General features: G+C 75.1%; 36 protein-coding genes and 4 tRNA genes. 30 read left to right on the top strand and 10 right to left on the bottom strand.

The window, feature by feature from the left end; genetic code table 11:
• The first annotated feature begins 10 nt into the window (after positions 1 to 10).
• Genes DQ240_RS18240 through mftG form a run of 3 tightly spaced genes read left to right on the top strand, consistent with a single transcriptional unit; the run spans position 11 to position 3,716 of the window.
• Positions 11 to 877 carry an MBL fold metallo-hydrolase gene (locus DQ240_RS18240; RefSeq protein ID WP_113841160.1) on the top strand — a complete coding sequence of 289 codons (867 nt, stop codon included), beginning with the start codon at positions 11 to 13 and terminating at the stop codon, positions 875 to 877.
• Positions 874 to 2,199, top strand: a complete 1,326-nt coding sequence (locus DQ240_RS18245; RefSeq protein WP_113841052.1) for a class I adenylate-forming enzyme family protein — start codon at positions 874 to 876, stop codon at positions 2,197 to 2,199. The genes DQ240_RS18240 and DQ240_RS18245 overlap by 4 nt, the downstream gene beginning before the upstream one ends.
• The gene (gene mftG, locus DQ240_RS18250) at positions 2,196 to 3,716 is read left to right on the top strand and encodes a mycofactocin system GMC family oxidoreductase MftG (RefSeq protein WP_113841054.1); all 1,521 of its coding nucleotides are present in this window, start codon (positions 2,196 to 2,198) and stop codon (positions 3,714 to 3,716) included. Before DQ240_RS18245 ends, mftG begins: the two co-directional genes overlap by 4 nt.
• Before the next feature lie 66 nt (positions 3,717 to 3,782).
• Here mftG and DQ240_RS18255 read toward each other — a convergent pair whose 3' ends face one another.
• Positions 3,783 to 3,989, bottom strand: a complete 207-nt coding sequence (locus DQ240_RS18255; protein WP_113841056.1) for a hypothetical protein — start codon at positions 3,987 to 3,989, stop codon at positions 3,783 to 3,785.
• Positions 3,990 to 4,184: 195 nt separating this feature from the next.
• On the opposite strand from DQ240_RS18255, the gene DQ240_RS18260 reads away from it, so the two are divergent.
• Together DQ240_RS18260 and DQ240_RS18265 are read left to right on the top strand one after the other, a co-directional pair.
• Complete coding sequence (locus DQ240_RS18260) at positions 4,185 to 4,898, top strand: phosphodiesterase (RefSeq protein WP_113841058.1); 714 nt, start codon at positions 4,185 to 4,187, stop codon at positions 4,896 to 4,898.
• Positions 4,899 to 5,025: 127 nt separating this feature from the next.
• Positions 5,026 to 6,048, top strand: a complete 1,023-nt coding sequence (locus DQ240_RS18265) for a glycosyltransferase family 4 protein (protein WP_233498813.1) — start codon at positions 5,026 to 5,028, stop codon at positions 6,046 to 6,048.
• A 73-nt stretch (positions 6,049 to 6,121) separates the two neighbouring features.
• On the opposite strand, the gene DQ240_RS18270 is transcribed toward DQ240_RS18265, so the two are convergent.
• The 3 genes from DQ240_RS18270 to DQ240_RS18280 all read right to left on the bottom strand — a co-directional run bounded on the left by DQ240_RS18270 (position 6,122) and on the right by DQ240_RS18280 (position 6,390).
• Positions 6,122 to 6,195: transfer RNA gene (locus DQ240_RS18270), tRNA-Phe, on the bottom strand.
• A 24-nt stretch (positions 6,196 to 6,219) separates the two neighbouring features.
• A tRNA-Asp gene (locus DQ240_RS18275) sits at positions 6,220 to 6,293 on the bottom strand.
• A 24-nt stretch (positions 6,294 to 6,317) separates the two neighbouring features.
• Positions 6,318 to 6,390 (bottom strand) — tRNA-Glu (locus tag DQ240_RS18280).
• 138 nt (positions 6,391 to 6,528) lie between these two features.
• Between DQ240_RS18280 and DQ240_RS18285 the strand changes: the two genes are divergently transcribed.
• Positions 6,529 to 7,176, top strand: a complete 648-nt coding sequence (locus DQ240_RS18285) for a hypothetical protein (RefSeq protein WP_113841060.1) — start codon at positions 6,529 to 6,531, stop codon at positions 7,174 to 7,176.
• Between the two features lie 6 nt (positions 7,177 to 7,182).
• Here the strand turns inward: DQ240_RS18285 and DQ240_RS18290 are convergent, their stop codons facing one another.
• From DQ240_RS18290 to DQ240_RS18300, 3 genes are read right to left on the bottom strand one after another with little or no spacing between them, the layout of a single operon-like run.
• Complete coding sequence (locus DQ240_RS18290) at positions 7,183 to 7,512, bottom strand: hypothetical protein (RefSeq protein ID WP_113841164.1); 330 nt, start codon at positions 7,510 to 7,512, stop codon at positions 7,183 to 7,185.
• A 23-nt stretch (positions 7,513 to 7,535) separates the two neighbouring features.
• Entirely contained in the window at positions 7,536 to 9,116 is a 1,581-nt protein-coding gene (locus tag DQ240_RS18295) for a metallophosphoesterase (protein ID WP_113841062.1), read from the bottom strand.
• A gap of 55 nt (positions 9,117 to 9,171) precedes the next feature.
• Complete coding sequence (locus DQ240_RS18300) at positions 9,172 to 9,645, bottom strand: GtrA family protein (protein WP_113841166.1); 474 nt, start codon at positions 9,643 to 9,645, stop codon at positions 9,172 to 9,174.
• 231 nt (positions 9,646 to 9,876) lie between these two features.
• Between DQ240_RS18300 and DQ240_RS18305 the strand changes: the two genes are divergently transcribed.
• The 3 genes from DQ240_RS18305 (at position 9,877) to DQ240_RS18315 (ending at position 12,196) form a co-directional block, all read left to right on the top strand.
• Positions 9,877 to 10,752: a Rieske 2Fe-2S domain-containing protein gene (locus DQ240_RS18305; RefSeq protein ID WP_113841064.1), complete on the top strand. Its 876-nt coding sequence runs from the start codon at positions 9,877 to 9,879 to the stop codon at positions 10,750 to 10,752.
• A gap of 29 nt (positions 10,753 to 10,781) precedes the next feature.
• The gene (locus tag DQ240_RS18310) at positions 10,782 to 11,654 is read left to right on the top strand and encodes a hypothetical protein (protein ID WP_113841066.1); all 873 of its coding nucleotides are present in this window, start codon (positions 10,782 to 10,784) and stop codon (positions 11,652 to 11,654) included.
• A 469-nt stretch (positions 11,655 to 12,123) separates the two neighbouring features.
• Positions 12,124 to 12,196: transfer RNA gene (locus DQ240_RS18315), tRNA-Lys, on the top strand.
• On the opposite strand, the gene DQ240_RS24540 is transcribed toward DQ240_RS18315, so the two are convergent.
• Positions 12,158 to 12,487 (bottom strand): helix-turn-helix transcriptional regulator, encoded by a 330-nt coding sequence (locus DQ240_RS24540; protein ID WP_113841168.1) that lies wholly within the window; start codon positions 12,485 to 12,487, stop codon positions 12,158 to 12,160. The genes DQ240_RS18315 and DQ240_RS24540 overlap by 39 nt on opposite strands.
• A 117-nt stretch (positions 12,488 to 12,604) precedes the next feature.
• Between DQ240_RS24540 and DQ240_RS23150 the strand changes: the two genes are divergently transcribed.
• Both DQ240_RS23150 and DQ240_RS18325 read left to right on the top strand, forming a co-directional pair.
• The gene (locus DQ240_RS23150; RefSeq protein ID WP_147262027.1) at positions 12,605 to 12,859 is read left to right on the top strand and encodes a helix-turn-helix transcriptional regulator; all 255 of its coding nucleotides are present in this window, start codon (positions 12,605 to 12,607) and stop codon (positions 12,857 to 12,859) included.
• Complete coding sequence (locus tag DQ240_RS18325; protein ID WP_113841068.1) at positions 12,856 to 13,326, top strand: HNH endonuclease signature motif containing protein; 471 nt, start codon at positions 12,856 to 12,858, stop codon at positions 13,324 to 13,326. Before DQ240_RS23150 ends, DQ240_RS18325 begins: the two co-directional genes overlap by 4 nt.
• A gap of 347 nt (positions 13,327 to 13,673) precedes the next feature.
• Here DQ240_RS18325 and DQ240_RS18330 read toward each other — a convergent pair whose 3' ends face one another.
• A complete protein-coding gene (locus tag DQ240_RS18330) occupies positions 13,674 to 13,895 on the bottom strand; it encodes a hypothetical protein (RefSeq protein WP_113841070.1) in 222 nt (73 codons plus the stop codon).
• Between the two features lie 269 nt (positions 13,896 to 14,164).
• Here DQ240_RS18330 and DQ240_RS23390 point away from each other — a divergent pair, with 269 nt between their 5' ends.
• The 19 genes from DQ240_RS23390 (at position 14,165) to DQ240_RS23415 (ending at position 24,408) form a co-directional block, all read left to right on the top strand.
• Positions 14,165 to 14,302 (top strand): hypothetical protein, encoded by a 138-nt coding sequence (locus DQ240_RS23390; RefSeq protein ID WP_158548785.1) that lies wholly within the window; start codon positions 14,165 to 14,167, stop codon positions 14,300 to 14,302.
• Positions 14,299 to 14,562, top strand: coding sequence for a hypothetical protein (locus DQ240_RS23395; protein ID WP_158548787.1), 264 nt, complete (start codon positions 14,299 to 14,301; stop codon positions 14,560 to 14,562). Before DQ240_RS23390 ends, DQ240_RS23395 begins: the two co-directional genes overlap by 4 nt.
• The gene (locus DQ240_RS23400; RefSeq protein ID WP_158548789.1) at positions 14,559 to 14,870 is read left to right on the top strand and encodes a hypothetical protein; all 312 of its coding nucleotides are present in this window, start codon (positions 14,559 to 14,561) and stop codon (positions 14,868 to 14,870) included. The genes DQ240_RS23395 and DQ240_RS23400 overlap by 4 nt, the downstream gene beginning before the upstream one ends.
• Complete coding sequence (locus tag DQ240_RS18335; RefSeq protein WP_158548791.1) at positions 14,867 to 16,327, top strand: ParB/RepB/Spo0J family partition protein; 1,461 nt, start codon at positions 14,867 to 14,869, stop codon at positions 16,325 to 16,327. The genes DQ240_RS23400 and DQ240_RS18335 overlap by 4 nt, the downstream gene beginning before the upstream one ends.
• Positions 16,324 to 16,884 (top strand): WhiB family transcriptional regulator, encoded by a 561-nt coding sequence (locus DQ240_RS24545; RefSeq protein WP_113841074.1) that lies wholly within the window; start codon positions 16,324 to 16,326, stop codon positions 16,882 to 16,884. The genes DQ240_RS18335 and DQ240_RS24545 overlap by 4 nt, the downstream gene beginning before the upstream one ends.
• On the top strand, positions 16,881 to 17,012 hold the full coding sequence (locus tag DQ240_RS24305) for a hypothetical protein (RefSeq protein WP_255410915.1): 132 nt from the start codon (positions 16,881 to 16,883) through the stop codon (positions 17,010 to 17,012). Before DQ240_RS24545 ends, DQ240_RS24305 begins: the two co-directional genes overlap by 4 nt.
• On the top strand, positions 17,012 to 17,395 hold the full coding sequence (locus DQ240_RS18345; RefSeq protein WP_147262028.1) for a hypothetical protein: 384 nt from the start codon (positions 17,012 to 17,014) through the stop codon (positions 17,393 to 17,395). Before DQ240_RS24305 ends, DQ240_RS18345 begins: the two co-directional genes overlap by 1 nt.
• Positions 17,392 to 17,646 carry a hypothetical protein gene (locus DQ240_RS18350; RefSeq protein WP_113841078.1) on the top strand — a complete coding sequence of 85 codons (255 nt, stop codon included), beginning with the start codon at positions 17,392 to 17,394 and terminating at the stop codon, positions 17,644 to 17,646. The genes DQ240_RS18345 and DQ240_RS18350 overlap by 4 nt, the downstream gene beginning before the upstream one ends.
• Positions 17,643 to 17,945, top strand: a complete 303-nt coding sequence (locus DQ240_RS18355) for a hypothetical protein (protein ID WP_113841080.1) — start codon at positions 17,643 to 17,645, stop codon at positions 17,943 to 17,945. The genes DQ240_RS18350 and DQ240_RS18355 overlap by 4 nt, the downstream gene beginning before the upstream one ends.
• Entirely contained in the window at positions 17,942 to 18,226 is a 285-nt protein-coding gene (locus tag DQ240_RS18360; protein WP_113841082.1) for a hypothetical protein, read from the top strand. Before DQ240_RS18355 ends, DQ240_RS18360 begins: the two co-directional genes overlap by 4 nt.
• A gap of 369 nt (positions 18,227 to 18,595) precedes the next feature.
• Positions 18,596 to 19,621: a hypothetical protein gene (locus DQ240_RS18370; protein ID WP_113841086.1), complete on the top strand. Its 1,026-nt coding sequence runs from the start codon at positions 18,596 to 18,598 to the stop codon at positions 19,619 to 19,621.
• Positions 19,618 to 19,920 (top strand): helix-turn-helix domain-containing protein, encoded by a 303-nt coding sequence (locus tag DQ240_RS18375; RefSeq protein WP_199589393.1) that lies wholly within the window; start codon positions 19,618 to 19,620, stop codon positions 19,918 to 19,920. The genes DQ240_RS18370 and DQ240_RS18375 overlap by 4 nt, the downstream gene beginning before the upstream one ends.
• A gap of 39 nt (positions 19,921 to 19,959) precedes the next feature.
• Positions 19,960 to 21,435, top strand: a complete 1,476-nt coding sequence (locus tag DQ240_RS18380; RefSeq protein WP_113841088.1) for a phage major capsid protein — start codon at positions 19,960 to 19,962, stop codon at positions 21,433 to 21,435.
• A gap of 109 nt (positions 21,436 to 21,544) precedes the next feature.
• On the top strand, positions 21,545 to 21,973 hold the full coding sequence (locus DQ240_RS18385; protein WP_113841090.1) for a hypothetical protein: 429 nt from the start codon (positions 21,545 to 21,547) through the stop codon (positions 21,971 to 21,973).
• Positions 21,974 to 22,004: 31 nt separating this feature from the next.
• Complete coding sequence (locus DQ240_RS18390) at positions 22,005 to 22,538, top strand: hypothetical protein (protein WP_113841092.1); 534 nt, start codon at positions 22,005 to 22,007, stop codon at positions 22,536 to 22,538.
• A complete protein-coding gene (locus tag DQ240_RS18395) occupies positions 22,535 to 23,008 on the top strand; it encodes a hypothetical protein (protein WP_113841094.1) in 474 nt (157 codons plus the stop codon). Before DQ240_RS18390 ends, DQ240_RS18395 begins: the two co-directional genes overlap by 4 nt.
• Complete coding sequence (locus DQ240_RS23405) at positions 23,005 to 23,163, top strand: hypothetical protein (RefSeq protein WP_158548793.1); 159 nt, start codon at positions 23,005 to 23,007, stop codon at positions 23,161 to 23,163. The genes DQ240_RS18395 and DQ240_RS23405 overlap by 4 nt, the downstream gene beginning before the upstream one ends.
• Before the next feature lie 145 nt (positions 23,164 to 23,308).
• Entirely contained in the window at positions 23,309 to 23,647 is a 339-nt protein-coding gene (locus tag DQ240_RS23410; RefSeq protein ID WP_158548795.1) for a hypothetical protein, read from the top strand.
• On the top strand, positions 23,644 to 24,408 hold the full coding sequence (locus DQ240_RS23415; protein ID WP_158548797.1) for a hypothetical protein: 765 nt from the start codon (positions 23,644 to 23,646) through the stop codon (positions 24,406 to 24,408). The genes DQ240_RS23410 and DQ240_RS23415 overlap by 4 nt, the downstream gene beginning before the upstream one ends.
• A 104-nt stretch (positions 24,409 to 24,512) precedes the next feature.
• Here DQ240_RS23415 and DQ240_RS18410 read toward each other — a convergent pair whose 3' ends face one another.
• On the bottom strand, positions 24,513 to 25,085 hold the full coding sequence (locus DQ240_RS18410) for a hypothetical protein (RefSeq protein ID WP_113841096.1): 573 nt from the start codon (positions 25,083 to 25,085) through the stop codon (positions 24,513 to 24,515).
• Positions 25,086 to 25,378 lie beyond the last annotated feature (293 nt).

Consider the following 25,378-nt stretch of genomic DNA (forward strand, 5'->3'; position numbering starts at 1 on the left):
CGTGCGGCGCGTGGACGCACCTCTGGACCCACGGCTCACCTGGGCCCTGCCCGACCCGGGTTCCATGGCGCGCACGGCTGAGCTGGAGCCGCTGGTCACCCGCGTGCTGGCACCCAACCCGTCGGGCATGACCCTCGACGGCACCAACACCTACGTGGTCGGCGCGCCGGGCAGCGGGCAGGCGGTCCTGGTCGACCCCGGCCCCGACGACGCGGCCCACCTGGCCGCCGTCGAGGAGGCGCTGGCCGCGCGGGACGCCCGCTGCGTCGCCGTCCTGGTGACCCACCACCACGGGGACCACGCCGAGGCGGCTCTGCCGTGGGGCGAGCGGTTCGGCGCGCAGGTGGCCGCCGCCGACCCCGCCGTGGCCGGCCCGGGTGGGCGGGTCCTGGGGCAGGGCGAGCGGCTGCGGCTGGCCGGGACGGCGCTGGACGTCGTCGCCACCCCCGGCCACTGCGCCGACCACCTCGCCTTCCGCGTCGAGTCCGGCGCGGTGCTGGTCGGCGACCACGTGCTAGGCCGTGGCACCTCGGTGATCTCCCACCCCGAGGGCGACGTCATCGCGTACCTGGAGTCGCTGCGGCGGGTGTACGACCTCGGGCCGAGCGCCCTGTACTGCGGGCACGGGCCGGAGCTGACCGAGGACCCGCTCGCCGTCCTCGACTACTACCTGGCCCACCGCGGCTTCCGGGAGCAGCAGGTGCTGGCGGCGGTCGCCGACGGAGCCCGCAGCGTCGACGACCTGGTGGCCACCATCTACGCCGCCGTGCCGCGGGAGGTGTGGCCCGCCGCGGCCGCCTCGACCCGCTCCATGCTCGACAAGCTGGCGCTCGAGGGCAGGCTGACCGTGTCCGGGGACGAGGTCCGCCCCGCATGACGGCGGTGCCGGTCGTCCGCGCCGCCGACAGCGAGCGGGACCAGCGGCGGGCCGCGGCCGCGCTGCACGCGGCGGGCGTGCGCCCCGGCGACCGGTTGCTGGTCTCCGCCGGCGCGTCCCCGGCGCTGCTGGCCGTCGTCCTCGGCGCGCTGCGCACCGGCATCGTCCCGGTGGTCCTGGACCCGGCACTGCCGGCAGCCGAACGGGCGGAGCTCGCCGCCGACGCCGACCCGGCGCTCGACGTCGGCGACGACCCGGCGCGGCTGCTGACCGGCACGGGGGAGGCGGACCTGGTCGACGTGCCGCTGGCCCGGCCGATGCACTACACGTCCGGTACCACGGGCCGCCGGAAGGGCGTCTGGTCCGGGGTGCTCGACGAGGACGACGCCCGCGCGCTCGCCGCCGAGGAGATCGACCTGTGGGGGTTCGTCCCCGGCGACCGCCACCTCGTGCTCTCCCCGCTGCACCACTCCGCGCCGCTGCGCTTCTCCATCCACACGCTGCTGGCCGGGGGCGAGGTGCTGCTGCCCGGGCCGTTCGACGTGATCCGGGCGGCCGAGGCGATCTCCACGCTGCGGCCGACCACCGCGTTCTGCGTGCCCACCCACCTCCAGCGGCTGATCGCGCACGGACGGGTCGACTGGTCCTCCTTCCGCCGGCTGGTGCATGCCGGCGCGCCGTGTCCGGAGCCGCTGAAGCGGGCCGTGCTCGACGCGGCGCCCGAGGGCAGCGTCTGGGAGTTCTACGGCTCGACCGAGGCGCAGTTCACCGTGTGCTCGCCGGAGGACTGGCTGGCGCATCCGGGCAGCGTGGGCCGGGCCCGTCCCGGCCGGGCGCTGGAGACCGACGAGCGCGGTCAGCTGTGGTGCACCGTGCCGCGCTGGGCCCGCTTCGAGTACTGGCGCGCGCCGGAGAAGACCGCGGCGGCCTGGCGCGGGGACCGGGTCACCGTCGGTGACCTCGGCCGCGTCGACGACGACGGCCGCGGTGGTCGCATCGTGTGGCTCGACGGTCGCCGCGAGGACCTGGTCATCTCCGGCGGGGTGAACGTCTACCCCGCCGAGGTCGAGGCGGTCCTCGACACCCACCCGGGGGTCGTGGAGAGCGCCGTCGTGGGCGTTCCCGACGCGGACTGGGGGCAGCGCGTGGTCGCCGCCTACGTGGGCGACGCCGATCCGGGGGCGCTCGCGGCCTGGGCGCGGGAACGGCTGGCGCCGGCAAAGCGGCCCAAGAGTCTGCACCCGGTCGGCGAGCTGCCACGGACCTCGACCGGCAAGGTGCGCCGGCTGGACCTGCCCGGCCTGCTCGGACTGGGGACGTGAGCCTCCCTCGCGAGACCGACGTCGTGGTGGTCGGGGCGGGCACCTCGGGCTGCGCGCTGGCGGCCCGGCTGGCCGAGGCCGGGCGCACGGTGCTGCTCCTGGAGGCCGGCCCCGGCGAGCTCCTGCCCGAGTCCGCCGACGCCACGACCATGCGAGCCGCCGTCCCGGGCTCGCCGGCCGCCGTGGAGGTGCCCGTCGAGCTCGCGGCCGGGGTGGGCCGGTCGGTGGTGCGCGGCCGCGGCGTGGGCGGCTCCAGCGCGGTCAACGGCTGCTACTTCATCCGCGCCACGCCGGCCGACTGCGACGGCTGGGCGATGCCCGAGTGGTCGTGGGAGGCGGTGCTGCCGTCCTTCCGCCGGCTGGAGTCCGACCGCGACCTGGGCGACTCACCGCTGCACGGCGGCGACGGTCCGGTCCCGGTCGTCCGCCCCCGGCTCGGCTACGAACCGGCGGAGGCGTTCGCCGCCGCCGCGGCGGCCCTGGGCGTGCCCGCCGAGCCGGACAAGAACGGCGGCGGGCCGGCCGGCTGCGGTCCGATGCCGGCGAACGCGGTGGACGGCCGACGGATCAGCGCGGCGACGGCGTACCTGCGCGGTCAGCCGCGGCTGACCGTGCGCGGAGGCGTCGTGGTCCGGCAGGTGCTCGTCGAGAAGGGCCGGGCGGTCGGCGTCCGCACCGACGACGGGGACGTGCGCGCCGCCGAGGTGGTCCTCTCGGCCGGGGCGGTCGGGTCGCCGGAGTTGCTGCTGCGGTCGGGCATCGGCCCCGCGGACGCGCTGCGGGCCCTCGGTCTCGCCGTCGTGGCCGACGTCCCCGGGGTGGGCGAGGGGCTGAGCGACCACCCGATGGTGACCGTGCCGTGGCGTCCGCTCCCGGGCTTCCCGGCCCCGCCGGGGCCGGCGCTGGAGCAGGTCCTGCACGCGGCTCCGGACGGCGCGCCGGGCGGCGTCGAGGTGCTGCCGTGGTTCCGGTCCTTCGGCGTCCTGCTCCCGCCGTGGGGCGCCGCCCCGGTGGACGACGGGGTGCTCGACCTCGGGGTCTCGCTCCTGCGGCCCGACAGCCGGGGGCGGCTGTGGCTGCGGTCGGCCGATCCGGCGGATGCCCCGCGGATCGCCTACGGCTACCTCGGGTCGGCGGCGGACCGTGCGGGGATGCGGGCGGGCGTCCGGCTGGCCACGGAGCTGCTCCGCACCGCACCGCTGGCCGGGCTGGGCGGTCCGGCGGCCGACCTGCCCGCCGGGGACGGACTGTCGTCCGCGGTCCTCGCCGACGACGCCGCGCTGGACGCCTGGATCGGCCGGCACCTCGGCACGGCGGTGCACCTGTCCGGTAGCGCGCGGATGGGGCCCGACACGGATCCCGGCGCGGTGGTCGACGGGCGGCTGCGGGTGCGCGGCGTGGACGGCCTGCGCGTGGCCGACACCTCGGTGCTGCCGCGGGTTCCGTCGAGGGGTACCGCGGCGACCGCGGTCATGGTCGGCGAGCGGGCTGCCGAGCTGTGCGGAGGAGGCGGCTGAGCCGCCTTCCGGAGCGTCCCGGCGGCGCGTCGTCGCAGCCGCCGGGACGCCGGGTCTGGGGACGCGTCAGCGGACGGCGGTGATCTCGTTGGTGCTGGTCTCGGTGAGCGGGGACCAGGCGTCGGGATGGCGGCGCCCGGTCTGGGCCACCCACTGCGGCGCGGGCGAGGCGCCGGTGCGGGTCGCCGGACGGGCGCTCAGGGCGACGATCAGCGTGAGGAGCACGAACAGCCCCACCAGGACCCCGCCGATGACCAAGAGCGTCGTGAACATGTACTGAACGTAAGCGCCGGACCGGTTCGTGTCACCGGATCACCGGTGGCAGATCCGTACGGACCTCCCCCGTGGATTGTGCAGGTCCTGCCAGTCCGTCCGGCGCCGACGGCAGGGGGCCCTGGCGAACGTGCCAGCGAGGCTGTCCGGCCGCCGGACGGGGTAGGAGCACGGTCCCGACGACAGGAGACCTCCGTGACCTCCGTGCCCCGACTGGCCGGCCAGGCCGTCGCCGTGCCGCTGGGCGCGCTCGCGCGGTGGCGCCGTGGCAAGCCGATGCACCCCCGTGGTGTCGTCGCGCGGGGCGTGCTCGAGCGCACCGGCGGAGCCGGCACCGGGGTGCCCTGGCTCGACCGGCCGGCCCGGGACGACGTGGCGGTGCGGCTCAGCCGCGGCGCGGGGCTCCCCGCCCCGTGGCCGGACCTCCTCGGGTTCGCCGTCCGCGTGCCCGAGGACGGCCGGCCGGTGGACCTGCTGCTGTCGAGCACCGGCCGCGGCGCGCTGACCCGTCAGGTCCCGGTCCTGCGGCGGGATGCCGCCGGCCCCTACTCCTCGATCATGGGGTACCGCTCGCCGGCCGGGACGCTGCGGCTGGCGGCCTGGGCGGACCGTCCGGTCCCGTCGGACCCCGAGCCGCTCGTCGCGCACCTGGGGGAGGCCCGGACGGCGTACACCCTCGCGGTCGCAACGGGTGCCGGCCCGTGGCGGCCGTTCGCCGTCCTCACGCTCGGCGAGCCGGAGGCCGGCCCGGATCCGGACGTCCGCTTCGACGCCGTCCGGTACCCGCCGCCGGGCCTGGTGGCCGACGGGCCGATGGCCCGGTTCCGCGCGCCGGCCTACGCGCGGGCGCAGCGGGAGCGCGTCCTCGCGCGGACCGGGGATACGGACCGGGGCGACTCGGAAGAGTGACGCCGGCGGCCCCGGGTGACCACACGGGGTTGCCACGGGGGATGCTGGGTAGCCGGAGAACGACCGGAATCCCTTCGAGAGCACCGCCCTGCCGTCGCGTGCTCGGCGTCAGGAGCGTGCCGTCCGCGTGGACCCCGTAGACGACCCGCGGGCAGCCGACACCGTCGGGCTGCCCGCGATCCGGGTGGCCTCCATCCCGCACCGCGACCCCTACGTGGACGCCGTCCTGCCCGCCGGTGTGGTGCGGGTCGGCCGCGAGCAGGGGCCGAGCCCGTGGCTGGACCCGGCGTACCTCACCGCGCACGCCGACGAGGTGGACGTCGTCCACGTGCACTCCGGCTACGGGCACCTGCCCGAGGACGAGATCGTCTGCTTCACCGAGGCGATCCGCCGCACCGGCGTCCCGCTGGTGACCACCGTCCACCAGCTCCGCGACCCCGCGCAGGCCCTGCCCACCCGGCACGACGCGCACCTGCGGGCACTGCTGGCGACCGCCGAGGTCGTCTTCACGCTGACGCCCGGCGCCGCCGACGAGATCGCCGACCGGTACGGGCGGACGCCGATCGTCGTCGCGCACCCGTCGGTCGCGGTCCCCGACCCGGAGGGTGGCGGCGAGCGGGGCGTGGTCGGGCTGCCGCTGCGCTCGGGCACCTGCATGCCCGAGCCGGCCGCCCTCGTCCGGGCGGCGCTCAACGGAGCGGTCAACGGCGGTGGGCGGCTGCGGCTGTTCGTGGAGCCCGGCTTCGTGCTGCCGCCGCTCGGCGAGATGGCGGAGAGTGCGTCGCTCGAGCTCGAGCCGCTGGACGAGGAGCGGTGGGCCGCCCAGCTGCAGGAGCTGCACGTGGCGGTGCTGCCGCAGTCCCGCGGCACGCACTCGACCGAGCTGGAAGTGTGCCGCGACGTCGGCACCCGTGTCGTGGCGCCCAGCTGCGGCTGGTTCGCCGACCAGTGGTCGGACGTGGTGACGTACGGCAACGACGAGGAGCACGGGTTCGACCCGGTGTCGCTCAACGGCGCCGTCGCGGCCGCGCTGACCCGTCCGGCCCCGCGCCCGGCCGACCGCACGTGGCGGGAGCAGCAGCGGGCGGCGGTGCAGGACGTGCACGCACAGGTGTACGCGCAGGTCGTGGGGGATCGCGTCGCGTCCTGACGCCGGGATCGCCGCGCCGGGTACCGGCGCCGTTCGCGGGTGGGCCGCTCGGGCCGGCCGCGCGGAAGAGGTGTGGGCAGGGGCGGGGTCGAACCGCCGACCTCTCGCTTTTCAGGCGAGCGCTCGTACCGACTGAGCTACCTGCCCCAGTCCGGTGCTTCCACCGGAGAGCGACCCTGACGGGACTCGAACCCGCGACCTCCGCCGTGACAGGGCGGCGCGCTAACCAACTGCGCTACAGGGCCTTGCTGTGTCCTTCTGGTGCTGCGTGCCCCCAACGGGGTTCGAACCCGTGCTACCGCCTTGAAAGGGCGGCGTCCTGGACCACTAGACGATGAGGGCTCGGTGTTCGCCGGGGGCGCTGAGAACTGTACATGGCCCTCCGACGCGCTCCGACAGGGGGCGTCCCGGGGGCGTCCGGCCGGCGACACGGCTGCCGCGGTGCCCTCCGTCGGCGGCGGTTGCTGGGAGGCTCGCGCGGTGAGTACCCGCCGCCGTGCCACCCCCGTCCCGGTCCTCGTGGCCGCCGCACTGCTGCTGGTGGGGTGCGCGACCGAGGAGGACCCCGAGCCGACGGGGGCGACGGGGTCGGCCGGCAGCGGGACGTCGTCGTCCGCCGCCTCGAGCACGACCCCCGGGTCCGAGGCGTCCGGGAGCGACGCGGGGGAGGACCCGAACGTGCCGACGTTCCCGTCCGGCGTCGGCAGCGCCGAGCAGGCGGCGTCGGCCGACGCCCTGGTGACGGTCACCGACGTCCGGACCGGGGAGCACGACGGGTTCGACCGCGTCGTCTTCGAGGTCGACGGCGAAGGGGTCCCGGGCTGGGACGTCCGCTACGTCGACGACCCGACCCAGGAGGGCAGCGGCGACCCGGTGGACGTGGCCGGGGCCGCCGTCCTGCAGGTGCTCGTGAGCGGTGTGGGGTATCCGTTCGACACCGGCGTCGACCCCTTCGTCCCGGACGGACCGGTCCCCGGACCGGGGGCGGCGGTCACCGAGGTGGTCGTGGGGCCGACGTTCGAGGGCGTCACGCAGGCCTTCGTCGGGACGGCGGGGGAGTCGCCGTTCCGTGTGTACCTGCTCGAGGGGCCGACGAGGATCGTGGTCGAGGTCGCGCACCCGGGCTGAGACGGCTCAGTTGAGGCTGGCGCTCAGCTTCACCTCGTCGTCGGACACGGAGGTGCACTCCAGCGCCAGGCCACCGACCGAGAGGCTCTCGCCCTCGGCGCAGGAGGCGCTGGCGCCGCCGACGCTGATCGAGGCGCGGCCGTTCTCCACGTTGCCGAGGCTGATCGTCGGCCCGATCGGCAGGTCGACCTCGGCGCCGTCCCCGCTGAGGGTCACCGTGCAGGAGTTGCTGTCGCAGGAGAAGTTCTCGCTGGTGAACGAGCAGCCGGCCAGGGACAGCAGGCCGAGGCCGCCGGCGAGCACGGTGCCGGCGAGGGCGTTCCGGGACGTCGTCATGTCCCGAGCGTAGGGCGGCCGGGTCACCCGCCCGGGGACGTCGGCGCGGTCGAGGTGCCCCCGTCGGTGCCCCCGTCGACGTCGTCCCCGTCGCCGCCCTCGCCGGTCTCCTCCGCGCCGACCAGGGTGCGCACGATGGTCACCTCGGTCTCGCCCAGCCCGCCGAGGGTGATGTCGTCGTAGCCGGTCAGCCGGCCGGTGGCGCGGTCGAAGTAGAGGACCGTGCAGGTCAGCGGCTCGGGGTACTCGCCCTGCAGGCCGCGCAGGCCCGCGCCGCCGGTCGAGCCCTGCACCATGAGCAGGGTGCCCTCGTCGAGGGTGGAGACGTCGCGGTCGTGGGTGTGCCCGGCGAGGACCAGCGGGACGACCCCGTCGAGCGGCGGCGCCTGCTTCGGGTCGTGCACCATCGCGATGGCCGGGGGCTCCGGCTGCTGCTCGGCCACCTCGGCGAGCTCCTCCCCGGTCTCCTCCAGCGACTGCGTGTCGCCGGTGGCGTCCTGGTCGGGGGTGAACCGGGGGTCGGGGGCGCCGACCACGGTGATGCCGGCGACGGTGACCGCGGTGTCGTCGAGCACGGTCGCGTTCGGCTGCGAGGCCACCAGCCCGGCCGTGGTGGCCGAGTCGTGGTTGCCGCGGATGTACACGTAGGGGACGCCCAGCCCGCCGATCGAGGAGATCGCCTGGTTCTCCGGCTGGCTGCCCCAGTCGGTGATGTCCCCGGTGTCCAGGACGCCGTCCACCCCGAACTGGTCGACGACCTGGCCCATCAGGTCGAAGCCGGCCGGGTTGAGGTGGATGTCGGACACGTGCAGCAGCGCGACGGTGTCGCCGTCCCCGCCCGGCGCGGGCAGCGCGGACAGTGCGCCGTAGAGGGTGCTCACGTTGCCGACCAGGTCCTCCAGCGAGGCCCGGTAGGCGTCGAAGCGGGCGACGATGTCCTGCGCGTCGCCGATCAGGCTGGGCGCGTTCACCAGCAGTCCGGTGTAGGTCGGCTGCGCCAGCGCCTCGGGCCGCCAGGTGGCGGCGCCCAGCCCGGCCGCGCCGCCCAGGACGGCGACGACGGTCCCGGCCGCGACGAGGGGCTCGCGCCACCGCAGCCGGTAGACCGCCAGCGTGAGGAGGACGGCGCCGCCGACCGCGCCGAGCGAGGAGCGCACGGCCAGTTCGGTGACGGCGTCCCCGATGTCGTCGGTGATCCGGTCGACCAGGCTGTCGAACCGGCGCGGGTCGTCCACGAGCGCCTGGATCCGGCGCTCGTCGGCCCGCTGCAGTTGCACCTGGAGTCCGAGCGGCCCGTCGTAGGCGTCGACGTCGAGCGCACCCAGCGGCGGGATGTCCAGTGCGACCCCGCCCCCGGTGGTGCCCACCGTGAAGCGCGCGTCGAAGGGTCCCAGCGGGGCGTCCAGCCGGCCGAACAGGAGGACGCCGACGATGGCGCCGGTGAGCGCCACCAGGACGCACACGCCCCAGCGCCCGGCCCGCCGTGCCGCGCGGCGCAGGCGGGCCCGCCGGTCGGGGGTCCCCCCGGGGATCTCTGCCGGATCGTCGGCGTCCGGAGGGCCGGCCGGGCCGGCCGGGTCGGGCCGGTCGGCCGGAGTGCTCATGTCTCCAGGCTAGGGAGCCCGGACCGCTTCCGCGTCCGCCGACGTGGAGCGCGGCTCAGCTGACCTGGTCGGCGGGGCGGCCGCGGAAGAGCCAGCGCAGGGCGATGAAGCGCAGGGTGCCGATCGTGGCGGTGACGAGCGCGACCAGACCGAACTGCACGTAGGGGTCGTCGGTGTCGCTGACCGCGGTGAGCCAGGCCAGGGCGACGCTGGTCGAGACCAGGCCGGCGATCGACAGGGCTCCGCCCTCGACCTGGGCGGTCAGGAAGCTGACCCGCTGGCCGGCCCGGAAGGTGAGCCGCCGGTGCATCTCGTTGGCCATGACCGAGGTGATGACCGAGCCGATCCAGTTCGCCGGCTGCTCGCCGACGTCGTGCAACAGCACGAAGATGAGCGCGTAGAGGGCGCTCGTCGAGCCGCCGACCAGCACGAACCGGCTGAACTGCCCGAGCGTGTCGTCGCCCCTGACCCGGGTGAGGGCGGCCTCGACCCACTCGCCCCGCGGGCGGCAGAGGGTCGGGTGGCTCACGGTCAGCTCCTGGGTGTGCACACGGACAGTTGTCCAGCTTCCTCCTGGGAGCTCCCTGGACGCCAGCGGTATTCCGGCTGCGAACAGCGCCGTCACCCGGACGGGGCCCGGGCCGCTGCTCGCTCGTCCTGCATGACACCACGGGGCACTGACGGGAAGCGGTCCCGCCGGCCTGCCGGGCGCGGCGGGACGGGCGGCTTGCCCCGCGGCCGACGGGGGTAGGGGGCGGCCATGGGTCTGATGGGTTTCCTCGATCGCTGGGCCGACGTCGACACCTTCGACGGGGCGATGGAACCGGCGCGCAAGGCCGTCCAGTCGGTGCCGAGTGCGGTCAAGGACGTCCTGCACGGCACGTGGCTGGGCCACTCCCTGCACCCGGTCCTGGTGCAGGTGCCCGTGGGCAGCTGGGTGTCGGCCGGCATCCTCGACGCCATCCCGGCGATGCGGCCGGCGGCGACGCTGCTCATCGGCACGGGGGTGGCGGCCGCGCTGCCGGCCGCGGCGACCGGGGCGGCGGACTGGTCGGAACAGGGCACGGGCGTCCGGCGGCTCGGTGCCGTGCACGCCGTGCTGAACACCGCCGCGCTGGGGCTGTACGTCGGCTCGCTCGCCGCGCGCGCGAAGGGCCGCGGCACGCTCGGCCGGGTGCTGTCCTACGCCGGGCTGGGCCTCGCGGGCGGATCGGCGGCCATCGGTGGCCACATGTCCTACGCCCAGTCGTCGGGACCGTCGCACGCGGCGACCGCGGCGCGCGCGCTCACCACGGACTGGATCGACCTCGGCCCCCTGGACGACTTCCCGGAGGGCCGGCCGGCGCTGCGCACCGGGAAGGGCCACGGCGCGGACGTGCCGCTGGCCGCCGTCCGCCGGGGAGCGCGGGTCGACGTCTTCATCGGCGCGTGCTCGCACCTCTCCGGGCCGCTGCACGAGGGCACCGTGGAGGAGGTCCGTGGGCACGCCTGCCTGGTCTGCCCCTGGCACGACTCGGCGTTCGACCTGGAGAACGGCCAGCCCCGGCGGGGCCCGGCGGCCAACCCGCAGGAGAAGCTCGAGGTGCGGATGGAGGCCGGCCGGGTCATGGCCCGGCTGCCCAGCCACCAGCGCTGAGGCCGCTGGGGCTCCTAGGCTGCCGCGGTGTGAGGCGGACGGCGGCGGCCCTGGCGGTCCTGCTCGCCTGCGCCGGGTGCGGGAGCGACGCCTCGCCGTCGTCGTCGGGGACGTCGTCCTCGCCGGGTCCGTCGTCGGCGGCGCTGCGGACCGGAGCGCCGGTGCCGCCGGTCGAGGGGATCGCCGCGGAGGCGGTGGAGAACCGGACCGACCGAGCCGCCGGCGGACAGGTGCAGGTCAAGGTCAGCGACACCGGCGCGGAGCCGTTCTCGGTCACCTCGGTGGCGATCGACTCGCCGGGGTTCGAGCCGCTGCCCGCCGTCCCGGTGACCGCGTCGTTCGTGCCGGGCCGGCGGATCGACCTCCCCACGCCCTACGGCGCACCGGTGTGCGACACCGCGGCCGAACCGGCCGCGGCCCGGCTGACCGTCGTCCGCCCGTCGGGCGCGGTGGAGGAGCTCCGGGTGCCGATGGCGGCCGAGGTGCTGACCGTCGTCCACGGCCGGCTGTGCGCCTCGCTCGCGGTCGGCGATCTCGTCACGGTCGAGGTGGTCGACCTCGTCGAGCGGCCGGAGTCCCTCGTCGGCCGCCTCGTGCTGACCCGCGCCGGGGACGACGAGCGTCCGGTTGTCGCGACCCGGGTGGAGGGGAACGTCCTCTACTCCGCCGACGCGCCGCTGCCGCTCGAGCTGACCGCTGGGCAGCGCGAGGCCTCGGTGGAGCTCACCCTCACGACCGCCCGGTGCGATCCGCACGCGCTGGCCGACGTCAAGCAGCCCTACCTGATGCCGCTGTCGGTCTCGGTGGACGGCGGCGAGGAGATCCCGGTCGACCTGCCGCTGGACGAGTCGCAGCGGGAACTGCTCCGTCTGCTGACCGTGCGCGTCTGCACGCCGTCCTGAGTCGTGGCGGCCGCGCCCCGAATGGAGACCGGCCCGGCCGCCCCGGGGGGAACGGGGCGGCCGGGCCGGGGCTCGGTGTCCTGCCGGGCCGGCGCATGCGCGGCTTCTCGGCGGAACGGACATGACGCTATGTAACGGCCGCGGGAACAGCGATCCCCTGACCGGGTGACGGAATCCGTTCGGGTGCGCTCTGCGTCACCCTCGGTTCGGCTCTCCGGCTCGTGGGCACCGCCGTGGGGTGTTCTTCCTCTTCTCGTCCCGACTGGGCTGCCTGGGCTCGCTGCTCGTCTCCGCGCTGATCACGCTTGTCCTGCTGGTCGCGTTCGACGTCCTCTGACGGTCTCGGCAGGGGCCACCTCCCCGGCGTCCTCCGGACGTTGCCGGCGCGATCCGACCGGCAACGTCGTGGATCCGCCCGCAGAGTGGAGCGGCGGTAGCCTCGGCGCGGGCCGCGTCCACCGCACCCACCGGGCCTCTAGCTCAACTGGCAGAGCAGCGGACTTTTAATCCGCGGGTTGTCGGTTCAAATCCGACGGGGCCCACCCAGCGTCACCATCCGGCTCGGGCACCACCCATTCGGTGGGCAGGAGCTCGGCCGGCGCGATCCCGAGCGCGCGGGCGATCAGCTCCAGGTCGTCGAGGTCGATCGGCACCTGGCCGTTGAGGCGCTTGCCGACCCAGAAGTCGTTGCGACCGACAGCACGACCGAGCTCGCGGTTCGTGATGCCGTGCCGGCGAAGCAGGACCCGCAGGTCCTCAGCCACCTGTCCGGCGTAGGTCCGAGTCGGTCGGCCCGGCACTTCCCGAAGTCGATCACCTTGCAGCAGTCCCATGGGTGCAAGTTAGCCCATAGAGCGCGGGCGCGCCTACCTCCTTGGCTACGCAGACACGCCGAAGCGGCCACTTTCGGTGGACGCCCGTCAGCCGATAGAGCTAACTTGAGCGGCGTGATGAGCAGGTCCACAGACCCGGTCGAGCGAGTCGCGGCCAACGTGCGAGCCGAGCTGGGGCGACAGCGGCGCACTCGCCGGCAGCTCGCAGCGGCGATGAAGTCCGACGAGCACCGCGTCAGCAAGCGGGTCCGCGGGCTGGTGCCGTTCTCCGCGGACGAGATCGTGCAGGTCGCCCGTTTCCTCGACGTCACCGTCGAGGAGCTCGTCGACCTGCCGCGGACGCCGGTCGGCAGCACGGCCGGTGCGGCGTGAACTCCTCAGCCCTGCCGTCGCGGTTCTGGGCGAAGGTCGACCGGTCGGGCGAATGCTGGCTCTGGACGGGAGCGGTCACGTCGGCCGGCTACGGGTCCTGGTCCAGCGACGGTCACCGCCTCAGCCCGCACCGGGTGACCTACGAGGCCGTCCACGGTCCGATCCCGGACGGCCTGCAGATCGACCACCTGTGCCGCGTCCGTCTCTGCGTGAACCCCCAGCACCTCGAGGCGGTGACCCCGCAGGTCAACGTGCTCCGCAGCGAGGCCCCGACCGCCTACCTGGCCCGGCAGACGCACTGCCTCCGCGACCACGAGCTCGCCGGGGACAACCTGCTGATCCAGACCCGGCACGGTCGCCCGGTCGGCCGGGAGTGCCGGAGGTGCCGGGACGACGCCCGAGCTCGGCGGCGGACCGGTCGCCCGGTCGGCCGGCCGTCCCGCCTCCCCACGGTCGGTGTCGCGTGACCGCGGACGCGACCTTCGGTGACGGGGACTATTTGTCCGAGGCAGGTAGGCGCGAGGTCCTCCGGGCCTCGAGCGCGGCTCGCAGTGAGGTGATCGCGCGACTCAACCGGGTCGCCTCCGTCTCCGAGACGGTCAGGGACGTAGTCGAGTACTGCCGCCTCGCCGCGCGCGGCCGACCGGAGGTCCGCCTTCTTGAGCGGGCCGCGCTGGCCGCAGCCGCTCACGAGATCGAGCAGCTGGACCAGGCGGTCGCTCAGTACGAGCGGCTGGACCCGTCCAGCGGCTCGCCGAGCCCAGTCGCCGCCTCTGAGTTCTGGGCGTGGCTCGACGAGCCGTGGACGCCCGGGTCAGGTCCCCGACGAGAAGTCGGGGATGTGGATGTCCGGCTCGTCGTTGGTGATCGCGACGGGGATGCCGCCGCCCATCAGGAAGGCGCTCTCGATGCCGTCGGCGAGTCGGATGTTCCGCCACGCCTGGGTCGCGCTGCCGGCGGCGTTGGTCAGCGCCACGAGGTCGGTGTGGTTGTGCAGCCGGAAGGAGTCCCCGGCGTAGTGCAACAGGAGCGGCATGAGTCGTCCTCTTCGGTCGAGAGCCCCGGCGCTGGCACGCCGGATCGCTCGCGGTCGACCGTAGGGGCGCCCACCGACAGGGCCGGGGTCCCTCTTCGGGCCGGTTCCTCGGTGGGTCGGCGGTCCCGGAGGTTGCTTGCGCGCCTCCGGGGCCGCTCCACCCGGGCGCGCTGACGCCGGCGCCTTGAAGACCAGCGCCGCCCGTTCCCCGGGATCCGACTCCTGGGCGTGCTGAGCGGGCGGCGCCGACCCCCACCAGGAAGGTTCCCATGTCACACCCGCCCAGCCAGCCCGCGACGCAGGGCCGACACCGTCCCCGCCCCGACGGCCTGTCCCCCGAGGCGCTGGTCGCCGAGATCGCCCGTCGCGACGCCGCGGCCCGCGCGACCCGGATCGCAGCCCGATGACCGCCACCGCCACGGTGCGCGGCCGTCCCCCGATCCCGGCGACCGGCGCGGGGGGACTCGACGACGCGCCGGTCGCCGGCACCACCCCGCCGGCCGCGCGGCACGCCGCTGGGTCGACGTCCCGCGCGTCGTCCTGGCCGCGCCGGGCGACGTGTGGGCAGGGGATCTCGACCACCGGCCCTGGGCTCGCGTTCTCGACGTGCGTCCTGTCCCCCGGCCACCTCGGCACCTGCCTGCCGGCGCCGGGGGTGCCGGCATGACCGCGACCATCGGCGCCGACGGTCGCCCGGCTGCAGCGCCCGACCCGAAGCTGACGCCGGCCCGCCTGGCCCGGGCCAGCGAGCAGTTCGCCTCCGACGTCGCCTACGCCACGAAGGCGGAGGAGCACGTCTGGGTCGTCGCCGTCACCCACACCATCACCGTCGACGACGCCCGCTCCTGGACCGAAGGCGGCCAGGTCGTCCTCGGACCGGACTCGATCGTGCTCACGCACGTCCGGTGCTTCCGGTGCTTCACGTCGTTCGAGCCGCGGCTGGTGGGCAAGCGGTGCCGGGGGGCCCGGCAGTGACCGCCGTCCCCGCGATCGGTCAGGACGTCGTCGACGTCGACGTCGAGCTGCTCGACCCCTGGGAGCTGACCGCGCACCCGCGCAACGTCCGCGTCGACCTGGGCGACCTCACCGGCCTCACCGCCTCGATCGCCGCGCAGGGAGTACTCGAGCCGCTCATCGTCGTGCCGCTGCCCGACGGCGGGCACCTGCTCATCGCCGGCCACCGCCGTGCCGCGGCTGCCCTCGCCGCCGAGCTCAAGCGGGTGCCGTGCATCGTCCGCCGCGACCTGGCCGCCGACGTCGACGACGACCGGGTCCAAGCCGAGCACGTCGGCGCGATGCTCGCCGAGAACCTGCACCGCCAGAACCTCACCGCGGTGGAGGAGGCCCGCGGCGTCCAGACGATGCTCGACCTCGGCTTCGACGTCGCCGACGTCACCGCCCGCACCGGCCTCGACCGGTCCCGGGTCCTCAAGGCCTCCGGCGTCGCCCGCCTCGCCCCGGCCGCGGCCGCCGCAGTGGCCGACGCTGGACTGACCCTGGACCAGGCCGCCGTCGTCGTCCGCTACGAGGACAGCCCGGACGTGGTCGACCAGCTCGTCACCGCGGCGGGGGAGGGACCCGGCCGCTTCGCGCACGCCGTCACCCGCGCCGAGCAGGACCGCCAGCTCGCCGAGGCCGTCGCGACCAAGCGCGCCGAGCTCGAGGCAGCCGGCCGACGAGTCCTCCAGGAGGAAGGCCCGGGCCAGCAGCAGGCTGAGCGCCTCTTCAACCTGCTGCAGGACGGCAACACCGTCGACGCCGAGCAGCACGCCAGCTGTCCCGGGTCGGCCGTCGCGATCAGCGGCCGGCACTGGGGCGGCGAGATCGAGATCCGCGAGGACGAGGTCTGCACCGACCCGGCCGGCAACGGGCACAGCCAGCGGTGGGGGAGAGACCCGCGCGGCACTCCGGGGTCGTCGATGTCGGACGAGGAGCTCGAGCGGCAGCGCGCCGAGCGACGCGAGGTCATCGCGAACAACAAGGCGATGGCCGCGGCGAACACCACCCGGCGGGCGTGGCTCCGGGAGTACTTCTGCCGGACCAAGGCGCCCAAGGAGGTCCTGCGCTTCGCCGTCGAGGCGATCGCCGCGCACCCCGACGCCCTCTACGAGTGGACGTCCGGGATGGCCTCGCAGGAGGCCGAGCACGCCTGGACCGAGCTGGGCCTGGAGAAGCCACGCCGCTACGGGCCGGCGTCGACCAGCCCCTCGCTGACCAACGGCGAGCACGTCACCGACGCCCGGCTGCCGCTGCAGCTGTTCGCCCACGTCGCCGCCGGCATCGAAGGCGGGATGACGAAGGAGGCGTGGCGCAAGGGCGACCACCGCCGCGACCGCTTCGTCAGCTGGCTGAGCTTCCTGGTCGACCAGGGCTACGAGCTTTCCGACATCGAGCAGCAGATCGTCGGTCGACCGAAGCGGAAGGCGCGATGACCGCGCCGCAGTACCTCGACGTCCCGCGGTTCAGCGCGCCGGCACTGTGCGCCGAGACCGATCCCGACCAGTTCATCCCCGAGAAGGGCGGCTCCGTCCGGGACGCGAAGCGGCTGTGTGGGGGCTGCGAGGCTCGCGACGAGTGCCTGGACTACGCGCTCGATCACCGCCTCGTGCAGACCTGGGACGGCGTCTGGGGCGGCACCACCCCGCGACAGCGGAAGCAGCTGCTCCGCGAGCGGCCGGCCCTGCAGCCGGCAACGTCGGCTCCCCAGCCCGTCGAGCGCGTCGTCGCGCCACCGGCGGCCGCGCCCGCGCTGCCCGTGCCAGCTCCGGTCGACCCGGCACCTGTCGCCCTGCCGACCCGCATCGCGCCGGCCGCGCACGCCGCGACGACGTCTGGGCGGAGGCGCTGGACCGACGAGGAGCTCGCCGCCGCCGTCGACGCCTGCAGCCGGGCAGGCCTGACTCGTCGGGTCGAGATCGCGGCCGCGCTCGGCGTCAGCGTCACCGCGGTGCGCAGGGTCGCCGCCCACGTCCCGGACGTGGCCGCGTGAGCGTGCCCGCGGCCGAGCTCGAGCCGGTCGACCACGTCGAGGGGCAGCTGCAGCTGCCCCTGCGAGCCGACGTCGTCCCGGACGCCGAGCTCCGGGACGGCGACCAGGACGACGCGAGGTGGTCGTGATGTGGACACCGCCGAACGAGTGCCCCCGCTGCGGTGGGGAGGTGCTCTGGGGCTACACCGAGAACGGGAAGCGCATGGCGATCGACCCGGCCCGCTACCCCGACGACGACACCCAGGCGAACCAGGCTGTCTACGTCGACCACCTGCGCCGGCTCCGGATCCGGCAGCTGTCCAAGGCGCGGCCGCTGGCGTCGTTCGAGCACCGCGCCATGCCGCACGTCGCGACCTGTCCGGCCGAGATCCGCGACCGGCAGGCCCGCGCCGCGGCGGCGTCCCGGCCGGCCCGACGCGGGACCCGCGGTCGAGGTCGCGGTGGCGGCCACCAAACGCGCGGGGCGGCGTCGCTCGTCATCGACCTGAGCAGCCGGCGGATCCTGCGGTGAACTTCGAGCTGATCTTCGGCCTGGGAGCGCCTCTCGCCACCGTGCTGCTGATCGCCAGGTGGCTGATCAACCACACAGGGCCTGTCCGACCGAAAGCGGCCAGTGCCTGCGGATGTGGACACGACTTCGCCTTCCACGACCTGGCCAACGGCACCTGCGGCGGTCTCGACGTACGGACCCGGCCCGGGTACTACTCCCTCACAGAGTCCGTCGGATGCGGCTGCAAGCAGTTCACCGGGACCGTCCGATGAGCGCAGCCACCGGCGACGCCCGGAACGACACGGTCGCCGAGGTGCGCGCCGTCGTCGACGAGATGCGGGCCGAGATGGCGGACTGGGACCCGGCGAACCCGCAGACCCGCGTGCTGGCCGGCTTCATCCGGCTGCTCGAGCTGGCCGTCCACGATGCCGCCGGTGTCGAGGCGCAGAACGAGCGCACCCGTCGGCGAGCGGAGGTGGTCGGCGGCGATGGCCACACCTGGGTGATGCACCACCAGGAGTGGTCGGTGGCGATCGGCATCGCCGATGCCTGGCGGGACGGGCACCAGTGACGTCACCGTCGCCGTCGGCGCCCGAGCCGTCCGAAGCCGACTGGGAGACCGCCCAGGCGGTCGCCGGCGGGTGGTTCTACGGCCCCGACGGTCAGACGCTCAGCGTCAACGAACTGATCAAGGCGATCGCCCTGGTCGTCGCCGCGGCGCGCACCGCGGGCCTGCACGACGGCCGCCTGCAGCAGCTCACCGCCGACGACCGCCGGAACCTCGCCGCGGTCTACGGCTACGAGGCCGGCCTCGCCGACGGCCCTGGCCAACCGGGGCCGGCCGTGACCTGACACGGACCCGCCCCGATCCCCCTGATCCGACCTGGGCGGGCCCGCCTGACCACGTGCCCGCCGCTCTTCCCGCCTCCGCGCAGCGAAGGAGTCCCCCGCCATGCCCACCCCTGAACGGGCCGAGTTCGAACGGCTGGTCCGCGCTGGCGTCACCCCTCGGGTGGCCGCCACCATCGCGCTCGAGCAACGTGACCGCCGCCGGGGCCCCGGCCGTCCCGCCCTCGCGCGAGAGCACGGCACCAACCGGGGCTACCACCAGCACAGGAGCCGCGGCGAGGACGCCTGTGCGCCGTGCTTGGACGCCCACGCCGCCTGCTTCAACCTCAGCGACCGCCGCCTCCGGCAGGTCCACGCGACACGGGTCGCAGCATGACCGCCGCGAAGCGCCTGAAGTGGGTCGCGTTCCCCCTGAACATCAGCGACGACCCGCGGATGCTCGCCGCCGGCGAACCCGCGGAGGTCCTCTGGACCCGGGCCTGGACCTGGTGCGGCAAGTACGCCCTCGACGGCCGCATCCCGAAGGGCATCGTCGCCCGGCTGGCCCCCGACGACACGGCTGCCCGCGTCGAGGCGCTCCTGGAGGAGGAGCTCTGGGTCGACGAGGGCGACTGCTACCTGGTGGCCGACTGGGAGGAGGTCATCGGCTCGGTCAAGGGGCTCAACGCCCAGCAGAAGGCCGCCGCGGACCGCTCCAAGAAGTACCGCCAGAACGTGAAGGCCAAGGCCGAACGCCTCGCGGTCGAGGCCGGCCAGACCTCCCTGCTGGTCCCCGCGTCACGTGACGCGTCACGTGACGCCGCCGCGACGGCAGCGCCCTCCCTCACCGTCGTGCCCGATCCCGCCGACACGAACGACGGCGACGCCGAACCGGGCGAGGCACTGACCTGCACGGACCCCGCGTCACGTGACGCGTCACGTCACGCGTCACGTGACGCGTCACGCCCCGAATCACGCCCTAGAAGGAGAAGAAGAACTACTACCCCCCTACCCCCCCTCGCGAGCGAGGGGGGAACCGATCCCGCTCCCTCGTCGACCAGCCCGCCGGCCGCTGCGCGACCGAGCGCCGGCTGCGACCCCGTCGCGCAGCCGCACGCCGGCTGCCGCGGCTGCGGCACTAACACCCGGGCCGGCCGACGAGCCGCCGCCGCGGCGGCCGCGGTGACCGCTGAGCAGGAGCGGATCCGCGCCGAGCGCGAGCGGGCCGCCGCCGCCCAGGCCGAGCGTCAGCGCGCCGTCGACGCCTGCGAGGCCTGCGACACCGCCGGCTACCTGTCGACCGGCCAGCCCTGCGACCACGTGCGCACCCCAGGCGCAGCCGAGCGAGGCGCCCGCGGCGTCGCAAAGTGCCGAGCCGAGCTCGCCGCACGGACCCGACCGCCGGCGGTGAGCGCGTGATCCTGTCCCGCCGCGACGGCCAGACCCCGCCGCCCGACCCGGACCCGTGGCTCACCGCCGGCGAGGTCGCCGAACTGCTCCGGGTCTCGCCCGCGACCGTCTACCGCCTCGTCGACGCCCGCGAGCTGCAGTCGAAGCGGATCCGCCGGTCCGTCCGGATCCGCCGGTCCTGGGTCACCGCGTACCTGCGCGCCAACCAGGTGACCGAGCTGCCCGTCACGCCACCGGACGGGCAGCCGCGGCCGCCGCCCGGCGCGCGCGACCACCGACATGTAGGGCAAGGCCCTGGCCTTGCGTAACGATCTGGTCACCCCCACCCGAGAGGACCTTCCCCAGCCATGACTCCCGACCAGTACCGCGAGCGCATCCGCGAGGCCCTCGCGCAGCGGACCATCCACGAGAACACCGTCAGCACCGTCCGGGCCGCCATCGGCACCGGCGAGCCCACCGAGGCCCAGGCCACCCAGCTGCGGGAGGCCCGCGCCGCCGTCGCCGCCGTCGACGCCCAGATCGACCAGCTGTCGGCCGGCCTGAACGACGCCCTGGAGGAGGAGCGCCGCGAGGCCCGCGCCGCCGAGCTGCGCCGCGAGCTCGTCCCCGCCGGCGAGACCCGCACCGAGCGCCCCGCCGGCGGCGCCCGCGTCACCAGCGAGGAGCGCACCTACACCGCGCACAAGTCCTCCCGCGGCGAGGTGAGCTTCTTCGTCGACCTCTACCGCATGAGCCACAACGGCGACCTGTCCGCCCGCGCCCGCCTCGAGCGGCACGGGCAGGAGGTCGTCGTCGAGGGGGAGGGGATGAGCGAGCGCGCCGCGTCGACCGGCTCGTTCGCCGGCCTCGTCGCCCCGCAGTACCTGGTCGACCTCGCCGCCCCGGTCCTGCGCAGCGGCCGGCCCGTCGCCAACGCCGTCCAGGGCCTGCCGCTGCCCGAGCAGGGCATGGTCCTGACCATCCCCCGCGGCACCACCGGCGCCAGCGCGGCGTCACAGACGGCGGAGAACGCCGCGGTGTCCAACACCGACCAGGTCTACACCGACCTGCAGGTGCCGGTGCGGACCATCGCCGGCCAGCAGGACATCTCCCGCCAGTCCCTCGAGCGCGGCTCCCCCGGCCTCGACGAGCTCACCTACCTCGACCTGGCGGCGGCCTACCACGCCGAGCTCGACCGGCAGGTCGTCAACGGGTCGGGCACGGGCAACCAGATGCTGGGGATGCTGCAGACCACCGGCCGGCTCATCGCGGCGGCCTACGGCGCCGCCATCACGCCGGGCCTGTTCAACCTCAAGGTCGCCGGGGCGATCGCCAACATGGCCGGCGCCGGCACCCGCATCAACCCGAACCTGATCATCGCCGCCGCCCGGCGCTGGGGCTGGCTCACCGGGCAGATGGACTCCGCCGGCCGGCCCCTGGTCGTCCCCGGCGTCGGCGGCCCGATGAACGTGCTCGCGCTCAACACCAACCCCGGCGCCTACGGCGGGGGGAGCGGCGACGGCACGGACACCGAGAGCTTCGTGACGCCCGGCTCCCTCCAGGGCCTGCCCCTGGTCACCGACGGGAACGTCCCGACCAACATCGGGACCAACGTCGAGGACGTCGCGTTCGTCGTCGACCGCAGCCAGTGCCTGCTGTGGGAGGAGGGAGACCGCCAGCCCAGGCAGCTGCGGTTCGACCAGACCGGCGGCGGCTCGCTCACGGTGAAGCTCGTCGTCTACGGCTACGCGGCCTTCACCTCCGGCCGCTACCCCGGCGCCGTCGCGCAGATCGGCGGCGTCGACGCCACCGCCGGCCAGGGCCAGGTCGCCCCGACCTTCTGACCCGACCAGCCCCGGCGGGCCGCGGCGCTTCCCCGGCCGCGGCCCGCCGGGCCCCACCCCCGACCGTTCAGGACTGAACGGTCGACCCCGACCAGGAGACGAGGTCCCCGTGACCAGCTTCGAGATGACCATCCCGGACCACGTCCGGGAGAACTACACCGACGCACGCATCGCCCAGGGCCTCACCTGGGAGCAGATGGCCGAGCAGTTCGACCGCGACGCCGAGCCGCTCCCGGCCGAGCACGCCGCCCCCTACCTCGAGCTCGCCGCCTGGGCCCGAGCCCAGGGCATCGCCGAGGCCACGGAGGACCTCGACGACGACCCGGACGACCACGACCCGGACGACGGCGACCCGGACGACGAGCCCGCCGACGTCGACGCCGCGGCCGCGGACGGCGACGGCGCGGACGTCGCCGCGGCCGCCGAAGCTGCCGAGGCCGAGCGGGGCGGGGAGACGCCGGCGCCCGAGGAGCCGGCCGCGCCGACCAAGCCGCGGAAGCGCGCCGCCACCCCGACCACCCCGACCCGCTCCGCCTGAGCCGGCCCGACCTAGGAGGAGGAGCGCGGCGGTGGCCCTGACGCTCGACAACCTCGCCACGTTCCTCAACCTGCCGGGGAACGTCGCCCCGACCGACCCGGCCGAGCGCGCCGAGCTGCAGCGGCACTTCGACGCGGCGCTCAAGCACGTCCGCTCGCGGTGCGGCCAGGCGATCGAGGGGACCAGCACGCTGCGGGTCACCTCGGCGTCCGGCAGCACCGCGCTGCTCCTGCCGGCCATCAACTTCGACAGCGTCACCGCCGTCGTCGCACCAGACGGCGTCACCGTCACGCCCACCGAGGTCGACGAGCTCGCCGGCATCGTCCGCGTCCCCGTCGGCCAGCGCGGCACCTGGCGGGTCACCATCACCTCGACGCAGGCGCAGGTCGACCTCGAGGAAGCGACGCTCATCATCGCCGGGCACCTGAACGAGACCCAGCGCCGCAGCCGCCCCCAAGGTGGACGACCCGGCGCCCCGGCGCAGCCGGCCGGCGGCAGCGGCTTCGCCATCCCGCACCGCGCCGCCGACCTGATGGCTCCCTACGCACTGGCGGCGCTGGCGTGATCACCGACGGCCAGGCCGTCGACGTCGTCGCCGACCTGCTCAACACCGTGGCCGCCACCGCGCAGATCATCGACCCCGACGGCCAGGCCCTCGACGTCGTCGTCTTCGACGGCCCCGACGGCCGGGCCGAGTACGCGCCCATCTGGCTCGCCGTCGGCACCCCCTGGCAGGACGACCAGCAGGCCGTCACCACCGTCGAGGAGACCCTCGGCGCCGGCCGGCGCGCACGCGTCACCCACTCGGTCGCCTGCACCGGCTACGTCGCCTCCGGCGCCCTCGACTTCACCGAGTGGCGCCGCCAGGCCGGCCAGCTCCTCGCCGCCGTCCGCGCCCACCTCGACGGCGACCCGACGCTCAGCGACCAGGTCGCCCGGGCCCGGCTCGGTGCCGACCGCCAGCTCGCCGAGGTCGCCGACCAGCAGGGCGCCGCGGTGATGATCGGCTTCACCGTCGAGCTGGTCCTGCTGTGATCCAGGTCGACGTGCGCGGCTCGCGCTTCACGGCGGACTGGCGCTCACTCGGACGGGCGCAGCCGCTGGCCATCGGGCTCTGGATCGACCGTCGCGGCACGGTGCAGCTGACCCTCGGCCGACTGTACCTCGGCCACTACCGGCGGCCCTGGTGACCTGCTCGGCCGCGGAGAGCAGGGGCGCCGGGGACGCCTGCAGCGGCGGGGGCAGCGCGCTGTAGGGACCTGCCAGGCGGCGGGGGAGACGTAGGGACGCCTGGTCCTGGCGTGACCACCCGCAGCGCGGGGAACCTCACTAACTGTGACCACGTCGAAGAGCTCGCCTGCACCGGCCGCGACCGTCCCGGTGGCGGTCGAGCTGCCGCGGGCCGACGTCGGCCCGCTGGTGCGGGCCTACAAGCGCGCGGAGAAGCGCGTCGCCGCGGCGAAGGAGGCCCAGGAGGCCGCCAAGGCCGCGCTGCTCGACGTGATGGGCGGCGCCGAGGTCCTCGCGATCGCCGAGACGCACCAGGCCGTCGCCGAGCACCGCGAGGTGCGGTCCATGGTCCTGGACCCGACCCGGCTCAAGGCCGAGCGGCCTCGCATCGCCGCCGCCTACCAGAAGCTGCGGATCCAGCGCCCCTTCAAGGTCCTGGTGTGAGCGACCAGCCGGTCGACACCGGCGACACCTGGCGCTGGGTCGACCGGCTCACCGAGTCCCGCCGGCGTCGTCTCGTCCGCCGTCCCGACGGCGGCCAGTCCACCGTCGAGCACGTCGACCTGCCCTCGCTGCTCGAGCAGCTCGCCGAGGCGCAGGCCTCAACCAACAGCGGCGGCGGCCGCGGCAAGTCCTCCGGCGGCTCCCGAGCCCCGCTCGACCTGACCATCACCTCGCTGCTGGCCGAGATCGAGACGCTGACCGTCGAGGCGCTCATCGCCTACGGCGACCGGCCCCGCTACCGCGAGCGCGCCCGCTACCGGCAGGGCCGCGCCCGCGTCCTCGGCGTCCGCCAGCTCGACCTCGCGGCCAGCGTCCGCGCGCTGGCCGTCACCGTGGTGGACACCGAGGACGCCGACCTCATCGACTGGTGGGCCAGCCGCTTCTGCGCCTGGGTCCTGCGAGCTGAGGAGGCGCTCGACCTCGACGAGGACGGCAGCGTCGACGTCGTGCCCGTCCGCGGCGTCCCCTGCCCCGAGCCCGAGTGCGGCCGCGAGCACGTCCTCGAGGACCGCGACGGCGAGACCGTCCGCACCCCCGCCCTGGCCATCAGCTTCCGCGACGGCCAGGTCCTCCACGTCACCTGCAGGCACTGCGGCACCGGCTGGTGGCGAGGCGAGGGCCTCAACGCGCTCGCCGACGCGATGGCCGCCACCGCCGCGCTCCCCTCCCCCGCAGTCGCCGACGAGGTCCCGTCCCCGTGACGCCTGCGGTCGCCATGCTGCTCGTCGTGCTGCTCGTCCTGGCCCTGCTGGACGACCACCGACCGGCTTGACGTCGCGACACGTCGTAGATCGGCGGGCCCTGCTCAGCTGGCGATGGCGGATCCGTCGTGTTCGACCGCGGTGGCAGGCGACGCGTCGTGCGCGGCCGCGCGGTACAGCTCCCAGGTCTTCCCGACGATGCCGGAGCCGGGGAACAGGTCGTCGAAGCTGTCCTCAGCCGTCGCGCCCACCAGGTCGAGCATCCAACGACAGAACGCCGGCGGCTTGGCTCCGATCACCCGAGACGGCAGCGTCGTCAGCGGGGTGACCCCGTGCGCGAGGACATCGACCCGTCGCTCTCCTTGAGCGCGCGACGGGACGGGCACGTAGACGACGGGCTCCCATCCGTTCACCGGGTAGCGAGCCGTCGCGTTCGGCCGAGCGCCACGCATCCAGGCCGCGACGCGTACCGGGAGGTCCTGCGCGACGGCTAGCGCGAGGACCTGAGGCAGCGCGGCGGCCGACGTAGACAGTGCCCAACCGTCGTATCTGGACAGGAGCGAGAGCAGCTGGGCGTGGTCGACCTCGCCGGCGTAGTCCGGGTGGCCGACGTACAGCCCGGCGTTCCCGGGGTAGGGCGGGTCCGCGTAGGCGAGCCGTCGCGGGAGGCCCTGCACGACGGATCCCGAGCTGCCCGACGCGGCAGATCCGTCGCGGGTGGCCACGGGCGACGCGTAGCGAGCCACTCGGTGTCGGGCCTGGCGGCACCGCTGGGAGCAGGTCACCGCGTCACGGCGTACGCCGGTCGGGATCTCACCGTCGCACCAGGCGCACGCTCGCACCCGTCGCACGCTACCGGCGGCGGGCGACGGATCGCGGCGGCGTGTCCCGACACACCGACACGGCCGCTCGTCCCCCACCTTCCGGCCGTCAGCTCGTACCTTCCTCCCGCGGCGGTGAGCCATGCCCG

Origin of the sequence: Blastococcus sp. TF02A-26 (genome assembly GCF_003319125.1) — a bacterium.
In the GTDB taxonomy this organism is placed as follows: Bacteria; Actinomycetota; Actinomycetes; order Mycobacteriales; family Geodermatophilaceae; genus Trujillonella.

What these genes read in the sequence shown, in the direction of transcription:
- DQ240_RS18290 (WP_113841164.1), bottom strand. Translation starts at nt 7,512, where the DNA reads ATGACGACGTCCCGGAACGCCCTCGCCGGCACCGTGCTCGCCGGCGGC.
- DQ240_RS18355 (WP_113841080.1), top strand. Translation starts at nt 17,643, where the DNA reads ATGAGCGCAGCCACCGGCGACGCCCGGAACGACACGGTCGCCGAGGTG.
- DQ240_RS18305 (WP_113841064.1), top strand. Translation starts at nt 9,877, where the DNA reads ATGGGTCTGATGGGTTTCCTCGATCGCTGGGCCGACGTCGACACCTTC.
- DQ240_RS18330 (WP_113841070.1), bottom strand. Translation starts at nt 13,895, where the DNA reads ATGCCGCTCCTGTTGCACTACGCCGGGGACTCCTTCCGGCTGCACAAC.
- DQ240_RS23400 (WP_158548789.1), top strand. Translation starts at nt 14,559, where the DNA reads ATGACCGCGACCATCGGCGCCGACGGTCGCCCGGCTGCAGCGCCCGAC.
- DQ240_RS18370 (WP_113841086.1), top strand. Translation starts at nt 18,596, where the DNA reads ATGACCGCCGCGAAGCGCCTGAAGTGGGTCGCGTTCCCCCTGAACATC.
- DQ240_RS24540 (WP_113841168.1), bottom strand. Translation starts at nt 12,487, where the DNA reads ATGGGACTGCTGCAAGGTGATCGACTTCGGGAAGTGCCGGGCCGACCG.
- DQ240_RS18345 (WP_147262028.1), top strand. Translation starts at nt 17,012, where the DNA reads ATGTGGACACCGCCGAACGAGTGCCCCCGCTGCGGTGGGGAGGTGCTC.
- DQ240_RS18255 (WP_113841056.1), bottom strand. Translation starts at nt 3,989, where the DNA reads ATGTTCACGACGCTCTTGGTCATCGGCGGGGTCCTGGTGGGGCTGTTC.
- DQ240_RS23390 (WP_158548785.1), top strand. Translation starts at nt 14,165, where the DNA reads ATGTCACACCCGCCCAGCCAGCCCGCGACGCAGGGCCGACACCGTCCC.
- DQ240_RS18295 (WP_113841062.1), bottom strand. Translation starts at nt 9,116, where the DNA reads ATGAGCACTCCGGCCGACCGGCCCGACCCGGCCGGCCCGGCCGGCCCT.
- DQ240_RS24545 (WP_113841074.1), top strand. Translation starts at nt 16,324, where the DNA reads ATGACCGCGCCGCAGTACCTCGACGTCCCGCGGTTCAGCGCGCCGGCA.
- DQ240_RS18245 (WP_113841052.1), top strand. Translation starts at nt 874, where the DNA reads ATGACGGCGGTGCCGGTCGTCCGCGCCGCCGACAGCGAGCGGGACCAG.
- DQ240_RS23150 (WP_147262027.1), top strand. Translation starts at nt 12,605, where the DNA reads ATGAGCAGGTCCACAGACCCGGTCGAGCGAGTCGCGGCCAACGTGCGA.
- DQ240_RS18380 (WP_113841088.1), top strand. Translation starts at nt 19,960, where the DNA reads ATGACTCCCGACCAGTACCGCGAGCGCATCCGCGAGGCCCTCGCGCAG.
- DQ240_RS23395 (WP_158548787.1), top strand. Translation starts at nt 14,299, where the DNA reads ATGACCGCCACCGCCACGGTGCGCGGCCGTCCCCCGATCCCGGCGACC.